The sequence below is a fragment of the Pseudomonas palmensis genome (assembly GCF_049942755.1).
In the GTDB taxonomy this organism is placed as follows: Bacteria; Pseudomonadota; Gammaproteobacteria; order Pseudomonadales; family Pseudomonadaceae; genus Aquipseudomonas; species Aquipseudomonas palmensis.
This window is the reverse complement of sequence record NZ_CP187958.1, coordinates 2,720,711-2,735,683: the sequence shown is the minus strand read 5'-3', so window position 1 is coordinate 2,735,683 and position 14,973 is coordinate 2,720,711. Positions and strand designations below refer to the sequence as shown.

Here is a 14,973-nt window from a genome sequence, read left to right as displayed (position 1 = left end):
TCCGCGACCACTGGGGCCTATAGCTCAGTTGGTTAGAGCAGAGGACTCATAATCCTTTGGTCCACGGTTCAAGTCCGTGTGGGCCCACCATACTCAAAGCCGCGCATTGCGCGGCTTTTGCGTTTTTGGCGGGATCGCCTCAAATACGCAGTGCTCATTGGCAACTCGTAAACCCGAGTGCGAGCCGGGTCCTTTCCTCATCCGTTTTTGTGAGGCCGGCATCGCCTACGCCGCCCGGCCTGACTTTTGCTCGACGACTATTCGCACACAATCTACTCTTCAGCCGGCTCGAAGCGCTCGCCGCGAAACACCCGACGTGGATTGCCACGCTCGATGCGGTGATGGAACAACCGCCGCTCCGCGCGCAGTTCGCTGTCGACCTGCTCTGCCTGTTGCGCCAGGCGTTGACCGATGAGCAGCAGCGCCAAGCGTTTGTTGGCGTGCTGGCTACGCTCGCTCTGTACCTTGACGCTGACGCCGCTGGCCAGGTGCGTGGCGCGCACTGCCGAGTCGGTGGTGTTGACATGCTGACCACCCGGCCCGGACGAACGCAAGGTCTCGAAGTGGATCTCGCTCGCCAATTCCGGTGCCGGTGGCGCAAACCGTGCACCCCCAAAGAACCAGTTCTTGCGCGCATGCCCCGGCCGGTACGGACTGCTGCACGTCCATTGCAGCGAGCCCGTCCAGTGATCCGCCAGGCGCTCGGCCTGCTCGCCATCCAGTGCCAGCAACACCGAGCGCAAGGTACCGCGCCGCGGCCCCGGCTCTTCTTCGAGTATCTGTACCGCCACGGCCTGGGCATCCGCTTCGGCCTGCAGCCTGAGCAATGCCTTGGCCACTGCCAGGGCACATTCTTCCGGCCCCTGAGCCGCCGAGAGTTGCAGCAGGATCATCAGCAGCACCCTCCCCGCGTCTTGTAGGTCAGCACCGGTTTCAGTCGTGCCAGCACGCGAACCAACCCCGCTTCACGCAAGGCACCCACCACCGAGTCGATAGCCTTGTAGGCCTCCGGCGCTTCCTCGTAGATCAGCGCCCGGTCGGCGCAGATCACGCGGCTGCCTAGTGCCGTACGACTCAGTTGCTCGACGCTGTAGCGCGAGGCGAGGCGGTCCTTGCACTCGCTGCGCATCCATTTGCGTCCGGCGCCATGGGCCAGGGACAACAGGCTGCGCTCGTCGGCGATCGGCTGTACCAAGTAGCTGTAGTCGCCGCGCGAACCAGGGATCACCACCGCCCCCTGATCCGACGGTGTGGCGCCTTTGCGATGCAGCCAACCATCGAGCCCGTCGACCTGCGCTGGCGACACCAGGTTGTGGTTGATGTCGAGCAGTACATCGCCATCGGCACGCAAGCGGTCGAGCATGCGCCGGGCAATCAACTGACGGTTGGCTTCGGCAAAACGCAGCGCGCCGTCGTGCCGGCCCAGGTAATGAGTGCTGGCCTCGCTGCCCGCCTCCAGCCCGTGATGACCGAACAGGTCGACCTGCTCACGCAAGATCGCCTCGCCCAAACCACGCGAGCCGCTGTGCACCAGCAACAGCAGGTGTTTGCGCTCGATGCCCAAGGCTGCCAGGGCCGCATCGTCGTAGCTTTCATCAAGTTGCTGCAGCTCGGCGAAGTGGTTACCACCACCAATGGTGCCTAGAGAACGCTCGTGCCCCGTGGCAGGCAAACCGAAGCTGGCGACGGCCTCCTGCCACGTCTCGTCGAGCGGCAGGTCGAGGTTGCCAAGGCGTTTCTCCAGCTTGTCCAGATGCAGCTTGGCGGTCGGGATGTCCGTACGCCACAGCGCCATGCCACAGCCGATGTCATTGCCGACCAGCGCCGGGTACAAACGCCCCACGGAAAAGAATGCCGCGCCGACCGGATAGCCACGCCCCGGATGCAGGTCCGGCATGCCGGCCACCCGATGCATGCCCCCTAGGCGAGCGGTGGTTTCGAGTTGTTGGATCGCTTTTCCTTCGATCCAGGTGTCGTCCGCGGCGACCAATACGGCGCCGTCGGACAAATTGCGAATGCAAGTGCCCATAGTCCAATCCTGATGGGTTGAAACAAAAAGATGTTCGGATTGGCAGGCCAGAGGCCGGGCGTTGCGGTACCGCTAACGAGTAGCGGCGAATGCGTTCAAGCCAGGCGCGACCTGCAAAGGGTGATCAACTGTTGCATGATGTACCTCCTTTGCTGTCGGGTGAGAGAAGGCGGGCATCTTAGGTGTGTAATTGCCACCCTGCAACAACCTTGATCACATTTTTACCAGGAGAACAACGTCATGGCCGTAAAACCTGACCGCTCCGCGGTACAAAAAACATACCCTGGCGGTACAGTGCCCAGCTTCCAACCATTTCGCCAATTACGCTAAACACTAGTCCGTGTGGGCCCACCATACTCAAAGCCGCGCATTGCGTTTCCGGCCCTCAGAACTTCACAATCACATCCCCAAACTGGCCGCATACACCCCCGGCGTCTTCCCATAGTGGCGCTGAAACAACCCGATGAACGCCGACACCGAGTCATACCCCAGTTCATTCGCCAGCCGAGTCACGCTCATGCCCTGCGCCAGCAACGGCAATGCGGCCAGCAAGCGCAGGCGCTGGCGCCATTCACGGAATGAAAGCTGGGTCTGCGCCTGAAACAGGCGCACCAGGGTGCGCCGCGATGCCCCCACCTGCTGCGCCCATTGCTCGAGGGTGCGGTTGTCCCCAGGCTCGGCCTGCAGTGCATCGGTGATCCGGCGCAGGCGCGGGTCGCTGGGCAGCGGCAGGCTGAACGGTGCTTCGGCCAGCCCCTGCAACTCGTCCACCAGCACCTGCAGCAGGCGCGCCTGCGGCCCGTCGTCAGGGTAGTCGGCGGGAAAGTGGCTGACCCGTTCGATCAGCTCGCGCACCAGCGGCGTCACCTGCAGTACCGCGCAGTCACGGCGAGCGCCCGGCAGCACCGCGGCATCCAGGTACAGCCCGCGAAACGCCAGCGCCTGCTCACTGAACGCCGTGTGCTGCACCCCTGGCGGAATCCACAACGCGCACTGCGGCGGCAGCAGATAGCTGTGGCGCTCGGTCAGCACCTGCATGATCCCGGCGCTGGCATAGGTGAACTGCACCCAGTCATGGCTGTGCATCTGCACTTCATAACCTGCCGGTATGCCGAACATGCGCCGCTGCACCGGGCGCGAAAGCGCCAGCGGTACGGGCGGCACCTGCGGTATCTGTCCCGCTTGCGGCATCAGCTGTCCCCTTTGCTCAAGTGAGCCAAAAGTGCCGATGGTAGCCTGCGCCGCGACCCGTTGCACAACCTGATCGGAGACTTGTCGATGAGCACCCATGTACGTCAAAACCGCCTGACCATTCCCGCCATCCAGCAGCGCAAGGGCGCCGGCAGCCTGGTGGTGCTGACCGCCTACAGCCTGCCCATGGCCCGCTGGGTGGATGCCCATGCCGACCTGATCATCGTCGGCGATTCGGTGGGCATGGTGCTGTACGGCATGCCCAGCACCCTGGGCGTGACCCTGGACATGATGATTGCCCATGGCCAGGCGGTGATGCGCGGGGCAGAGCGCGCCTGCGTGGTGGTCGACCTGCCGTTCGGCTGCTATCAGGCCTCGCCGGAGCAGGCATTTGTCAGCGCCGCCCGGGTGCTGCGCGAAACCGGTGCACAGGGCATCAAGCTCGAAGGTGGCGCCGAAATGGCCCACACCGTCGAATTTCTGGTGCGCCGTGGCATTCCGGTGATGGCGCACGTGGGCCTGATGCCGCAGCAGGTCAACAGCATGGGCGGCTTCAAGGCCCAGGGGCGGGATGAACAAAGCGCAACCAAGGTGCGCGACGATGCCTTGGCCATGCAGACGGCGGGTGCGTTCTCGGTGGTGCTCGAGGGCATCGCCGAGCCGCTGGCCCGCAGCCTGAGCGAAGCGTTGCACATCCCCACCATCGGCATTGGCGCATCCCCTGCGTGCGATGGGCAGGTGCTGGTGACCGAGGACCTGCTGGGCCTGTTCGGCGAGTACCAGCCGCGCTTCGTCAAACGCTATGCCGAGCTGCAACCGCAGATCGAACAGGCACTGGAGCACTACGCCCGCGAGGTGCGCAGCGGGGAGTTCCCGGGGCTGGAGCACTGCTTCAAGGCCGCGCCCTGATAGCACCGGCGTGGACAGTGGGTCGATTAGCTGCCTTAATCGGCCCACTTCCCAAGCGAAAGAAACGATCCCTGTCCATGCCCACCCGCCCTGTCGCCCTCGATGAAATCGACCGTCAACTGATCGCCGCCCTGCAGATCAATGCCCGCGAAAGCGTGGCCATGCTTGCCCGGCAACTGGGCATTGCCCGCACCACCGTGACCTCGCGCCTGGCGCGCCTGGAGAAAACCAACGTCATCAGCGGTTACGGCGTGCGCCTTGGCCAGCGCGTGATCGACGGCGGCCTGCAGGCCTATGTGGGCATCACCGTGCGCCCCCGCTCGGGCAAGGAGGTGGTACGCCGCCTGAGCGCCATGGGGCAGATCCAGCAGTTGTGTGCGGTCAGTGGCGAGTTCGACTATGTGGCGTGGCTGCGCAGCGATTCGCCCGAACAACTGGACCAGTTGCTCGACCAGATCGGCAGTGTCGAGGGCGTGGAGAAAACCACCACCTCGATCATCCTCAGCAGCAAGGTGGACCGCGGCCAACCGGTTTGACATGGGTTAGCGGGGAACAGATAGGGCCCTTCGCTGGCAAGCATGCTAACGGTGCTCGCAAACCTGTAGGAGCCGGCCTTGCCGGCGAAGGCATCACTCTGCTCAAGCATCCCGTCACAATGACAAAAATCCCCACAAAACGACGACACTCTGCATCTTAATAACCAACACCCTCCCCTCGTAGAATGACCGCCAGCATTTCCTATACTCAAGCTCCGCTCCCCGCGCAGCCCTGGCAAGGTCTCCCATGAACAAGAACAATCGCCACCCCGCCGACGGCAAAAAACCGGTCACCATCTTCGGCCCGGACTTCCCCTTCGCCTTCGACGACTGGATCGAGCACCCGGCCGGCCTGGGCAGCATTCCCGCCGAGCGCCACGGTGAGGAGGTGGCCATCGTCGGTGCCGGCATCGCCGGCCTGGTGGCCGCCTACGAGCTGATGAAGCTGGGCCTCAAGCCGGTGGTGTACGAGGCGTCGAAAATGGGCGGGCGCCTGCGCTCGCAGACCTTCTCCGGCGCCGAAGGCATCGTCGCCGAGCTGGGTGGCATGCGCTTCCCGGTGTCTTCCACGGCCTTCTATCACTACGTCGACAAGCTGGGCCTGGAGACCAGACCCTTCCCCAACCCGCTGACCCCCGCCTCCGGCAGCACGGTGATCGACCTCGAGGGCCAGACCCACTACGCCGAAAAACTCAGCGACCTGCCGGCACTGTTCCAGGAAGTCGCCGACGCCTGGGCCGATGCGCTGGAGGATGGTGCACGCTTCGGCGACATCCAGCAGGCAATCCGCGATCGCGACGTGCCGCGCCTGAAGGCGCTGTGGAACACCCTGGTGCCGCTGTGGGACGACCGCACCTTCTACGACTTCGTCGCCACCTCCAAGGCCTTCGCCAAGCTCAGCTTCCTGCACCGCGAAGTGTTCGGCCAGGTCGGCTTTGGCACCGGCGGCTGGGACTCCGACTTCCCCAACTCGATGCTCGAGATCTTCCGCGTGGTGATGACCAACTGCGACGATCACCAGCACCTGGTGGTGGGCGGTGTCGAGCAGGTGCCCCTGGGCATCTGGCGGCATGTGCCGCAACGCCGCGCCCACTGGCCGCAAGGCACCAGCCTCAGCTCGTTGCACCGTGGCACGCCACATTCAGGGGTGAAAAGCATCGCGCGCGCCGACGATGGGCGCCTGGCCGTTACCGACACCTGGGGCGTCACCCGCCATTACGCCGCGGTGCTCACCACCTGTCAGAGCTGGCTGCTGACCACCCAGATCGAGTGCGAGGAGTCGCTGTTCTCGCAGAAGATGTGGATGGCCCTGGACCGCACCCGCTACATGCAGTCGTCCAAGACCTTCGTGATGGTCGACCGCCCGTTCTGGAAGGACAAGGACCCGCAGACCGGCCGCGACCTGATGAGCATGACCCTCACCGACCGCCTCACCCGCGGCACCTACCTGTTCGACAACGGCGACGACAGGCCGGGGGTGATCTGCCTGTCGTACTCGTGGATGAGCGATGCGCTCAAGATGCTGCCGCACCCGGTGGAAAAACGCGTGAAACTGGCGCTGGACGCCCTGAAGAAGATCTACCCCAAGGTCGATATCGCCGGACACATCATCGGCGACCCGATCACTGTGTCGTGGGAAGCCGACCCGCATTTCCTGGGGGCGTTCAAGGGCGCCCTGCCCGGTCATTATCGTTACAATCAGCGCATGTACGCGCACTTCATGCAGCAGGACCTGCCTGCCGAGCAGCGCGGCATCTTTATCGCAGGCGACGACGTCTCCTGGACCCCGGCCTGGGTCGAAGGCGCGGTGCAGACCTCGCTCAACGCGGTATGGGGCATCATGAACCACTTCGGTGGCCGCACCCACGCCGACAACCCCGGCCCTGGCGATGTATTCAACGAGATCGGCCCGATCGCCCTGGCCGACTGAAAGGAGAGACCCATGCGCATAGCCCTGTACCAGGGCCAGCCCCACCCGATGGACGTGGCCGGCAACCTCGAGCGCCTGCACCAGCAGGCGCAGCTGGCGGCGGCACGCGGCGCCGAACTGCTGGTGTGCCCCGAGATGTTCCTCAGCGGCTACAACATCGGCAGCGAAGCGGTCGCACGCCTGGCCGAGCCGCAGGACGGCGCATCGGCCATGGCCGTGGTGGAAATTGCCCAGGCCAACCGCATCGCCATCGTCTACGGCTACCCCGAGCTTGGCGAGGACGGCCAGGTGTACAACAGCGTGCAGTTGATCGACGCCCACGGCAGCAGCCTGGCCAACTACCGCAAGACCCACCTGTTCGGCGGGCTGGACCGCGCCATGTTCAGCCCCGGCCCCGACCATTTCCCGGTGGTCACGCTCAATGGCTGGCAGCTGGGCCTGTTGATCTGCTACGACATCGAGTTCCCGGAAAACGCCCGCCGCCTGGCCCTGGCCGGGGCCGAGCTGATCGTGGTGCCGACAGCCAACATGCAGCCCTACGATTTCATCTGCCAGTTCACCGTGCGCGTACGCGCCCAGGAGAACCAGTGCTACCTGGTGTATGCCAACTACTGCGGCGCCGAGGAGCAGATCCACTATTGCGGCCAAAGCAGCATCATCGGCCCGGACGGCAGCCTGCTGGCCATGGCCGGGCATGAGCCCACGCTGCTGGTGGCCGACCTCGAGCTGCAACGGGTGCACGAAGGCCGCGCCAGCACACCGTACCTGCACGACCTGCGTGTGGAACTCCACGGCGGCCCGCGCAAGCACTGATTTATCCGCTAGCATGACGGTTCGCACGTTACCGGAGCCGTCATGTCCTGCGCCCACCTCACCCTGCCCAACGGCCTGCACGTCACCCTGCGCCATGCACCGCGGCTCAAGCGCTGTGCAGCGGCAGTGCGGGTACGCGCCGGCAGCCACGATGCTCCCAACGCCTGGCCGGGGCTGGCGCACTTTCTCGAACACCTGTTCTTTCTCGGCAACCCGCGCTTTGCCATCGACGACGCCCTGATGCGCTACGTGCAGCGCCAGGGCGGCCAGGTCAATGCCAGCACGCGGGAGCGCACCACCGACTTCTTCTTCGAAGTGCCGGCTGCCGCCTTCGAGGGGGGCATCGAGCGCTTGTGTGAAATGCTCGCCAACCCCCAGGCCGACCGTGCGCAACAGCTGCGCGAGCGCGAAGTGATCCATGCCGAGTTCATTGCCTGGGCGCGCAACCCCGAAGCGCAGCGTCAGCACGCACTGCTGCAGAGCGTGTCGGCGCAGCATCCGCTGAGCGGTTTTCACGCTGGCAACCGCTACAGCCTGCCGGTACCCGACGCGGCCTTCCAGAGCGCCCTGCAAGCTTTTCACCAACGCTACTACCAGGCCGGGCAGATGACCCTGAGCCTGGTCGGCCCACAGCCGCTGGCCACCCTTGAAGCCCTGGCCATGCAGTACGGCGCCGTCTTCGCACCCGGGCAGCCCATCGAACAAGGCCCGGCACCGGCGCTGCAGCTTCGCGCTGCGCGGGTTGAACAGCTGCCCGGGCAACGGGATGTGCTGCTCGGCTATGAACGGCTGCCCGCCGGCGCTGCCCAGGCGATCGCCTTTCTCGACACCTGGCTTTCGGACACCCGCCCGGGCGGGCTGCTGGCCGCTTTGCGCGAACGGCGCTGGCTGGAGGATTTCAGTTTTTCGGCATTGCATCAGTTCGCCGCACAGGCACTGCTGCACGCGCGCTTCAAGCTCAATGACGCGGCACCTGCCGACCAGGTCGAAGACCTGTTCCGGGACTGGCTGAGCTTCTTGCGCGATGCCGACCTGACGGCGCTGAACAGCGAATATGCACGTATCCAGCAGTCACGCGCGCTGGCCGCCGGCGCCCTGGAACTGGCGCGCCGCGACAGCAGCGGCCAGCCATTCAGTGCACTCGACGCCCAGGGCCTGGCGACACTGCAAGGCCTGCTCGAACCCTTCACCGAGCAAGCCCGCCAGCCCTGGCGACTGCCACCTGCCGAGCCCTTGCTGGCCGTCGGGTTCAGCGATGCACCCGCCACGCCGACACCCGCCGGGGTTATCCACAGCCCGGCGCTGCCGGCCGTGCGGCAGTACGGCGTGATCTACCTGCGCTGGCAGGTGCGCTCGGCGTTGCGCGCGCGGCTGTGGCGCGTACTCGAAGGTGCCCTGCGCCCACTGGTCGAGCGCGCCACCCGCGCCTCGGTGGAGCTGCAATGGAGCGAGTGCGAGCACCTCTGGCAACTGCGCTGCGCCGGGTCACCGCCCGCCATTGTCGCAGTCGTCGAGCAGGCATTGGCGCTGCTGCGCCTGCCTGCCGCCCAGGACTGGAGCGCAGGCTCAGGCACCGAGCCGGCGCTGATCCCGATCCGCCTGCTGCTAAAGCAGTTGCCGGGCTATATCGTCGGGCGTGACCCGGGGCCATTGCCGACCTGCCTGATCGCCCAGCCCGAGCTGGATGCGCTCTGGCAGCATGCCCGCTGGCAGGGCATGACCTGCGGCTTCACCGAAGCGGTGCAGCCGGCGCTGAATGCGCTGCTGGCCCAGGTACCGGGACAGCCGGGCATGGCCGAGCCGATAACCGGCGATGCCACAGGGCCCTGGCAGCATGTGCCGCTGCCCGAAGGCGAGCACGCACTGCTGGTGTTCTGCCCCGCCCCGCCCGGCAGCGAGGCGGTGTACCGGCTGCTGGCACATCGACTGCAAGGGCCCTTCTACCAGCGCCTGCGGGTGGAGCTGCAACTGGGCTATGCAGTGTTCAGCGCATTGCGCCAGGTGCAGGGCCATACCGGCCTGCTGCTGGGCGTGCAGTCGCCCAAGGCCGACCCGGCACAGATCCTCGAGCACATGCGCTGCATGGTCGCAGGCTTCACCCATGACCTGACCGATGATGCCGAGGCGCGTCAGGCCCTGGCGGCGCAGTTCCACGAACCGGACATGGGCAATGCCGACGTCGCCGAATGGGCCTGGCAGGCCCGGCTGGCAGGCAGCGACACCCCCAGCCTGGACACGCTGCGACAGCAGCTGCTGGCCGTCACCGCACAGCAGCTCGAACACGCCGCCCGGCACCTGTTCGACAACGCCCTGTACCTGGCCAGCGCCGCACAGGGCGGATTGTTACCGGCAACGCAACAGCCTTTCTCGCAGGTTTAACCAAACTGTCCATTAATTTTAGTAAGATGGCGCTACTCGGGCCGTTGTAACCCCTTGTTTCAAAGGGGGGCCTAAATATGTAGCCACCCGCCCCCAGACCTATCCGGAAGGAGTACTCCCATGTGGACCAAACCTGCTTACACTGACCTGCGTATTGGCTTTGAAGTGACCATGTATTTCGCAAGTCGCTGAGTCTGCTTGCGGTACAACGCCTCGGTCAGCCGGGGCGTTTTCATTTTTGGACGCAGCAGGAGTGGCCATGTACATCCAGATTCTAGGTTCCGCCGCCGGCGGCGGTTTCCCGCAGTGGAACTGCAACTGCGACAACTGCAAGGGCTTTCGCGACGGCACCTTGCGCGCCAGCGCACGCACCCAGTCCTCGATCGCGCTGTCCGACGACGGGGTGCACTGGGTGCTGTGCAACGCCTCGCCGGACATCCGCGCGCAGCTGCAAGGCTTCGCCCCCATGCAGCCGGCCCGCGCCCTGCGCGACACCGGGATCAACGCGATCATCCTGCTCGACAGCCAAATCGACCACACCACCGGCCTGCTCAGCCTGCGCGAAGGTTGCCCGCACCAGGTGTGGTGCACCGACATGGTCCACCAGGACCTGAGCACCGGCTTCCCTCTGTTCACCATGCTCAGCCACTGGAACGGTGGCCTGCAGTGGAACCGCATCGAGCTCGAAGGCAGCTTCGTGATCGAGGCGTGCCCGAACCTGCGCTTTACCCCGTTCCCGCTGCGCAGCGCCGCGCCGCCCTACTCGCCGCACCGCTTCGACCCGCACCCGGGCGACAACCTGGGGCTGATGGTCGAAGACCTGCGCACCGGCGGCAAGCTGTTCTACGCCCCGGGCCTTGGCCAGTTCGACGACAAGCTGCTGCAACTGATGCACGACGCCGATTGCCTGCTGGTCGACGGCACGCTGTGGGAGGATGATGAGATGCAGCGCCGCGGTGTCGGTACCCGCACGGGCCGCGAGATGGGTCACCTGGCACAGAATGGCCCCGGCGGCATGCTCGAGGTACTCGAAGGCTTCCCCGACCAGCGCAAGGTACTTATCCACATCAACAACACCAACCCGATTCTCGATGAAGACTCCGCCGAGCGCGCCGAACTGGCCCGCCGCAACGTCGAAGTGGCCTTCGACGGCATGAGCATCGAGCTGTAGGAGCCCCCATGAGCGAAGCCGTACCGCTTTCCCCCGCCGCGTTCGAGCAGGCCTTGCGCGCCAAGGGCGCCTACTACCACATCCATCACCCCTACCACGTGGCCATGTATGAAGGCCGCGCCAGCCGCGAGCAGATCCAGGGCTGGGTCGCCAACCGCTTCTACTACCAGGTCAACATCCCGATGAAGGATGCGGCGATCCTGGCCAACTGCCCGGACCGCGAGATCCGCCGTGAGTGGATCCAGCGCCTGCTCGACCACGACGGCGCCCCCGGCGAAGACGGCGGCATCGAAGCCTGGCTGCGCCTGGGCCAGGCCGTGGGCCTGGACCCCGACCAGCTAAGCTCGCAGGAGCTGGTGCTGCCCGGCGTGCGCTTCGCGGTCGACGCCTACGTCAACTTCGCCCGCCGTGCCAGCTGGCAGGAAGCGGCCAGCAGCTCGCTGACCGAACTGTTCGCCCCGCAGATCCACCAGTCACGCCTGGACAGCTGGCCACAGCACTATCCCTGGATCGACCCGGCCGGCTACGAGTACTTCCGCACCCGCCTGGGCCAGGCCCGGCGCGATGTGGAGCATGGCCTGAGCATCACCCTGCAGCACTACACCACGGTGCAGGGTCAACAACGCATGCTGGAGATTCTTCAGTTCAAGCTCGATATTCTGTGGAGCATGCTCGACGCCATGAGCATGGCCTATGAACTGAACCGCCCGCCCTACCACAGCGTCACCAGCGAGCGGGTGTGGCACAAGGGGATCACCTTATGAGTTTCGACCGTTCGAAGACGCCGCACTGGCGCCCCGGCTACCGCTTCCAGTACGAACCGGCGCAGAAGGGCCATGTGCTGCTCTACCCCGAAGGCATGATCAAGCTCAACGAAAGCGCCGCGCTGATCGGCGGGCTGATCGACGGCAAGCGCGATGTGGCCGCGATCATTGCCGAGCTGGACGTTCAATTCCCCGGTGTACCCGAACTCGGTGACGACATCGAGCAATTCATGGAGGTCGCCCGTGAGCAACACTGGATCGTCCTTGAGTGAGGTACCGGCCAAGCCCGCAGTCGGCCTGCCGCTGTGGCTGCTGGCCGAGCTGACCTACCGCTGCCCGCTGCAATGCCCGTACTGCTCCAACCCGCTGGACTTCGCCGAGCAGGGCAAGGAGTTGAGCACCGAGCAGTGGTTCAAGGTGATGGCCGAGGCGCGTGAAATGGGCGCCGCGCAACTGGGCTTTTCCGGCGGCGAGCCACTGGTGCGCCAGGACCTGGCCGAGCTGATCGGCGAGGGGCGCCGCCTGGGCTACTACACCAACCTGATCACCTCCGGCATCGGCCTGACCGAACAGAAGATCGCCGACTTCAAGCGCGCCGGGCTGGACCACATCCAGATCAGCTTCCAGGCCAGCGACGAACAGGTCAACAACCTGCTGGCCGGCTCGAAGAAAGCCTTCGCGCAGAAGCTGGAGATGGCCCGCGCGGTCAAGGCCCACGGCTACCCGATGGTGCTGAACTTCGTCACCCACCGGCACAACATCGACAAGATCGACCGCATCATCGAGCTGTGCATCGCCCTGGAAGCCGACTTCGTCGAGCTCGCCACGTGCCAGTTCTACGGCTGGGCCAAGCTCAACCGCGCCGGCCTGCTGCCCACCCGCTCGCAGCTGGAGCGCGCCGAACGCATCACCAACGAATACCGCGAGAAGCTGCAGGCTGCGGGCAACCCGTGCAAGCTGATCTTCGTCACCCCCGACTACTATGAAGAGCGGCCCAAGGGCTGCATGAACGGCTGGGGCAGCATCTTCCTCACCGTCACCCCGGACGGCACCGCGCTGCCGTGCCATGGCGCACGCCAGTTGCCGGTACAATTCCCAAACGTGCGCGAACATAGCATGCAGCACATATGGTATGACTCGTTCGGCTTCAACCGTTTTCGCGGTTACGACTGGATGCCCGAGCCGTGCCGCTCCTGCGACGAGAAAGAAAAGGACTTCGGCGGCTGCCGCTGCCAGGCCTTCATGCTGACCGGCGACGCCAGCAATGCCGACCCGGTTTGCGCCAAATCGGCGGACCACGGGATCATCCTCGCTGCTCGGGAAGAGGCCGAAACCGCCACCCAGACCATCGACCAGATGACCTTCCGCAATGATCGAAACTCCCGTCTCATCGCCCGCGGCTGAGCGTTTCAGCGCACAACAGGCGGTTGCCGCCGGCACCGATTACGCCGAACTCAAGCGCAGCCCGCTGGGGCTGTTCTGGAACGAGTTTCGCCCCCAGGACGGCGGTTGCCGCATCTGGCAGTGGCGTGACGGCCAGGCCCGCTGCCTGACCCCCGATGGCTTCAGCGTGCGCAGCCGCGTCTACGAGTATGGCGGCGGCGGTTTCTGCCTGAGCGACGACGGGCTGGTGTTCGTCAACGAAGCCGACCAGCAGCTCTACAGCCAGGGGCTCGGCGGCGGGCAGCCGCAGCCGCTGACCCACGGCCAGTGCCGCTACGGTGACCTGTGCTGGGGCGCCGGCCAGGTGCTGGCGGTTGAAGAAGACGCCGATGTGCACCGGCTGGTATCGATCGCCGCCGGCACCCGCACAGTACTGGCCGAAGGCGCCGACTTCTATGCCGCTCCCACCCTCAGCGCCGACGGCCAGCGCCTGGCCTGGATCGAATGGAGCCGCCCGCACCAACCCTGGACTGCCACCCGCCTGCTGTGCGCCGAACGCCGCGATGCACACACCTGGGAAGCGCCGCGCTGCATCGCCGGCAGCGAGGCGCAACCGGAATCGCTGCAGCAGCCGCGCTTCGATGCCGACGGTCGCCTGTACTGCCTGTCGGATCGTGACGGCTACTGGCAACCCTGGGGCGAAACCCCGCAGGGCTGGGCAGCACTGCCGGCCGAGCGCGCCGACCATGCTGGCGCACCGTGGCAACTGGGCGCCAGCACCTGGCTGCCCCTGGACGGCGGCGGGTATCTGGCGAGCTGGTTCGAGGGCGGCTTCAGCCGCCTGGGCGTGCATCATGCCGATGGCACCCTGGAAGACTTCAGTGACGTCTACACCCGCTTTCGCTGCCTGGAGATCGACGACCGGTACCTGTATGCCATCGCCGCCTCTGCCGTCAGCACGCCCGCCGTCATCGCCATCGACCGCCACAGCCATGCCGTTCAGGTGCTGGCCGGCGGTGCGATGCCCTTGCCCAGCGAACAGGTCAGCCAGCCGCGCAGCATCACCTACCCCAGCGGCGATGCCCAGGCGCACGCCTTCTTCTACCCGGCCATGAATGGTGTCGAGGCGCCGCCGCTGGTGGTGTTCGTGCATGGCGGACCGACCTCGGCGTGCTTCCCGGTGCTCGACCCGCGCATCCAGTACTGGACCCAGCGCGGCTTTGCAGTGGCCGACCTCAACTACCGTGGCAGCAGCGGCTATGGCCGCGCCTATCGCCAGGCCCTGCACCTGCGCTGGGGCGAAGTGGACGTGCAGGATGCCTGCGCGGTGGTCGACTTCCTGGCAGGGCAAGGGTTGATCGACCCGACGCAGGCGTTCATCCGCGGGGGCAGCGCCGGGGGCTACACCACGCTGTGCGCGCTGGCGTTCCAGAATGTGTTCCGTGGCGGGGCGAGCCTGTACGGGGTCAGCGACCCGCTGGCGCTGACGCGCGCCACGCACAAGTTCGAAGGCGATTACCTGGACTGGCTGATCGGCGACCCGCAGCAGGATGTGCAGCGTTATCAGGCGCGCACGCCACTGCTGCATGCCGCGCAGATCAAGGTGCCGGTGATTTTCTTCCTGGGCGAACTGGATGCGGTGGTGGTACCGGAGCAGACCCGTTCGATGCTGGCGGCGCTGAAGGCCAATGGGGTGCGTGCCGAAGGGCATTTCTACCCGACCGAGCGGCACGGGTTCCGGACGGCAGCGAACCTGGCGCATGCGCTGGAAGAAGAGTGGAAGTTCTACCGGGAGGTACTGGGCCAGTCTTGATGCCCCCATCGCGGGTCAAGCCCGCTCCCACAAAGGTCTCGATGATCCTTGTGGG

General features: G+C 65.6%; 14 protein-coding genes and 1 tRNA gene. 12 read left to right on the top strand and 3 right to left on the bottom strand.

Features of this window, described 5'->3' with window-relative positions; all coding sequences use genetic code 11:
- Nucleotides 1-13 precede the first annotated feature (13 nt).
- Nucleotides 14-90: transfer RNA gene (locus ACPRTJ_RS12525), tRNA-Ile, on the top strand.
- A gap of 182 nt (nt 91-272) precedes the next feature.
- Here ACPRTJ_RS12525 and prfH read toward each other — a convergent pair.
- The 3 genes from prfH to ACPRTJ_RS12510 all read right to left on the bottom strand — a co-directional run bounded on the left by prfH (nt 273) and on the right by ACPRTJ_RS12510 (nt 3,220).
- Nucleotides 273-893, bottom strand: a complete 621-nt coding sequence (prfH, locus tag ACPRTJ_RS12520) for a peptide chain release factor H (protein WP_100634836.1) — start codon at nt 891-893, stop codon at nt 273-275.
- Nucleotides 893-2,029 carry an RNA ligase RtcB family protein gene (locus tag ACPRTJ_RS12515; protein WP_062575415.1) on the bottom strand — a complete coding sequence of 379 codons (1,137 nt, stop codon included), beginning with the start codon at nt 2,027-2,029 and terminating at the stop codon, nt 893-895. Before ACPRTJ_RS12515 ends, prfH begins: the two co-directional genes overlap by 1 nt.
- A gap of 399 nt (nt 2,030-2,428) precedes the next feature.
- On the bottom strand, nt 2,429-3,220 hold the full coding sequence (locus ACPRTJ_RS12510; protein ID WP_054915965.1) for an AraC family transcriptional regulator: 792 nt from the start codon (nt 3,218-3,220) through the stop codon (nt 2,429-2,431).
- A gap of 87 nt (nt 3,221-3,307) precedes the next feature.
- Here ACPRTJ_RS12510 and panB point away from each other — a divergent pair, with 87 nt between their 5' ends.
- From panB to ACPRTJ_RS12455, 11 genes are all read left to right on the top strand, one after another.
- Nucleotides 3,308-4,129 carry a 3-methyl-2-oxobutanoate hydroxymethyltransferase gene (gene panB, locus ACPRTJ_RS12505; protein ID WP_426428966.1) on the top strand — a complete coding sequence of 274 codons (822 nt, stop codon included), beginning with the start codon at nt 3,308-3,310 and terminating at the stop codon, nt 4,127-4,129.
- A gap of 77 nt (nt 4,130-4,206) precedes the next feature.
- Nucleotides 4,207-4,665, top strand: a complete 459-nt coding sequence (locus tag ACPRTJ_RS12500; RefSeq protein WP_054915967.1) for an Lrp/AsnC family transcriptional regulator — start codon at nt 4,207-4,209, stop codon at nt 4,663-4,665.
- A gap of 247 nt (nt 4,666-4,912) precedes the next feature.
- Nucleotides 4,913-6,595, top strand: coding sequence for a flavin monoamine oxidase family protein (locus ACPRTJ_RS12495; protein WP_426428964.1), 1,683 nt, complete (start codon nt 4,913-4,915; stop codon nt 6,593-6,595).
- A 12-nt stretch (nt 6,596-6,607) separates the two neighbouring features.
- Nucleotides 6,608-7,408: a carbon-nitrogen hydrolase family protein gene (locus tag ACPRTJ_RS12490; protein ID WP_043863696.1), complete on the top strand. Its 801-nt coding sequence runs from the start codon at nt 6,608-6,610 to the stop codon at nt 7,406-7,408.
- Nucleotides 7,409-7,450: 42 nt separating this feature from the next.
- Nucleotides 7,451-9,787 carry a pyrroloquinoline quinone biosynthesis protein PqqF gene (gene pqqF, locus ACPRTJ_RS12485; RefSeq protein ID WP_426428963.1) on the top strand — a complete coding sequence of 779 codons (2,337 nt, stop codon included), beginning with the start codon at nt 7,451-7,453 and terminating at the stop codon, nt 9,785-9,787.
- A gap of 120 nt (nt 9,788-9,907) precedes the next feature.
- Nucleotides 9,908-9,979, top strand: coding sequence for a pyrroloquinoline quinone precursor peptide PqqA (gene pqqA, locus ACPRTJ_RS12480; protein ID WP_008365141.1), 72 nt, complete (start codon nt 9,908-9,910; stop codon nt 9,977-9,979).
- A 67-nt stretch (nt 9,980-10,046) separates the two neighbouring features.
- Nucleotides 10,047-10,958 (top strand): pyrroloquinoline quinone biosynthesis protein PqqB, encoded by a 912-nt coding sequence (pqqB, locus tag ACPRTJ_RS12475; RefSeq protein ID WP_054915970.1) that lies wholly within the window; start codon nt 10,047-10,049, stop codon nt 10,956-10,958.
- An 8-nt stretch (nt 10,959-10,966) separates the two neighbouring features.
- Nucleotides 10,967-11,722 carry a pyrroloquinoline-quinone synthase PqqC gene (gene pqqC, locus ACPRTJ_RS12470; protein ID WP_426428961.1) on the top strand — a complete coding sequence of 252 codons (756 nt, stop codon included), beginning with the start codon at nt 10,967-10,969 and terminating at the stop codon, nt 11,720-11,722.
- Complete coding sequence (pqqD, locus tag ACPRTJ_RS12465) at nt 11,719-11,994, top strand: pyrroloquinoline quinone biosynthesis peptide chaperone PqqD (RefSeq protein ID WP_043863692.1); 276 nt, start codon at nt 11,719-11,721, stop codon at nt 11,992-11,994. The genes pqqC and pqqD overlap by 4 nt, the downstream gene beginning before the upstream one ends.
- The gene (gene pqqE / locus ACPRTJ_RS12460; protein WP_426428959.1) at nt 11,966-13,126 is read left to right on the top strand and encodes a pyrroloquinoline quinone biosynthesis protein PqqE; all 1,161 of its coding nucleotides are present in this window, start codon (nt 11,966-11,968) and stop codon (nt 13,124-13,126) included. Before pqqD ends, pqqE begins: the two co-directional genes overlap by 29 nt.
- On the top strand, nt 13,092-14,918 hold the full coding sequence (locus ACPRTJ_RS12455) for a S9 family peptidase (protein ID WP_426428958.1): 1,827 nt from the start codon (nt 13,092-13,094) through the stop codon (nt 14,916-14,918). The genes pqqE and ACPRTJ_RS12455 overlap by 35 nt, the downstream gene beginning before the upstream one ends.
- Nucleotides 14,919-14,973: the final 55 nt, after the last annotated feature.

Bases quoted from the DNA above. Each gene is read 5' to 3' on its own strand.
- pqqC (WP_426428961.1), top strand. From the start codon at position 10,967: ATGAGCGAAGCCGTACCGCTTTCCCCCGCCGCGTTCGAGCAGGCCTTG.
- ACPRTJ_RS12500 (WP_054915967.1), top strand. From the start codon at position 4,207: ATGCCCACCCGCCCTGTCGCCCTCGATGAAATCGACCGTCAACTGATC.
- ACPRTJ_RS12495 (WP_426428964.1), top strand. From the start codon at position 4,913: ATGAACAAGAACAATCGCCACCCCGCCGACGGCAAAAAACCGGTCACC.
- panB (WP_426428966.1), top strand. From the start codon at position 3,308: ATGAGCACCCATGTACGTCAAAACCGCCTGACCATTCCCGCCATCCAG.
- pqqF (WP_426428963.1), top strand. From the start codon at position 7,451: ATGTCCTGCGCCCACCTCACCCTGCCCAACGGCCTGCACGTCACCCTG.
- ACPRTJ_RS12490 (WP_043863696.1), top strand. From the start codon at position 6,608: ATGCGCATAGCCCTGTACCAGGGCCAGCCCCACCCGATGGACGTGGCC.
- ACPRTJ_RS12515 (WP_062575415.1), bottom strand. From the start codon at position 2,029: ATGGGCACTTGCATTCGCAATTTGTCCGACGGCGCCGTATTGGTCGCC.
- prfH (WP_100634836.1), bottom strand. From the start codon at position 893: ATGATCCTGCTGCAACTCTCGGCGGCTCAGGGGCCGGAAGAATGTGCC.
- pqqB (WP_054915970.1), top strand. From the start codon at position 10,047: ATGTACATCCAGATTCTAGGTTCCGCCGCCGGCGGCGGTTTCCCGCAG.
- ACPRTJ_RS12455 (WP_426428958.1), top strand. From the start codon at position 13,092: ATGATCGAAACTCCCGTCTCATCGCCCGCGGCTGAGCGTTTCAGCGCA.
- pqqD (WP_043863692.1), top strand. From the start codon at position 11,719: ATGAGTTTCGACCGTTCGAAGACGCCGCACTGGCGCCCCGGCTACCGC.
- ACPRTJ_RS12510 (WP_054915965.1), bottom strand. From the start codon at position 3,220: ATGCCGCAAGCGGGACAGATACCGCAGGTGCCGCCCGTACCGCTGGCG.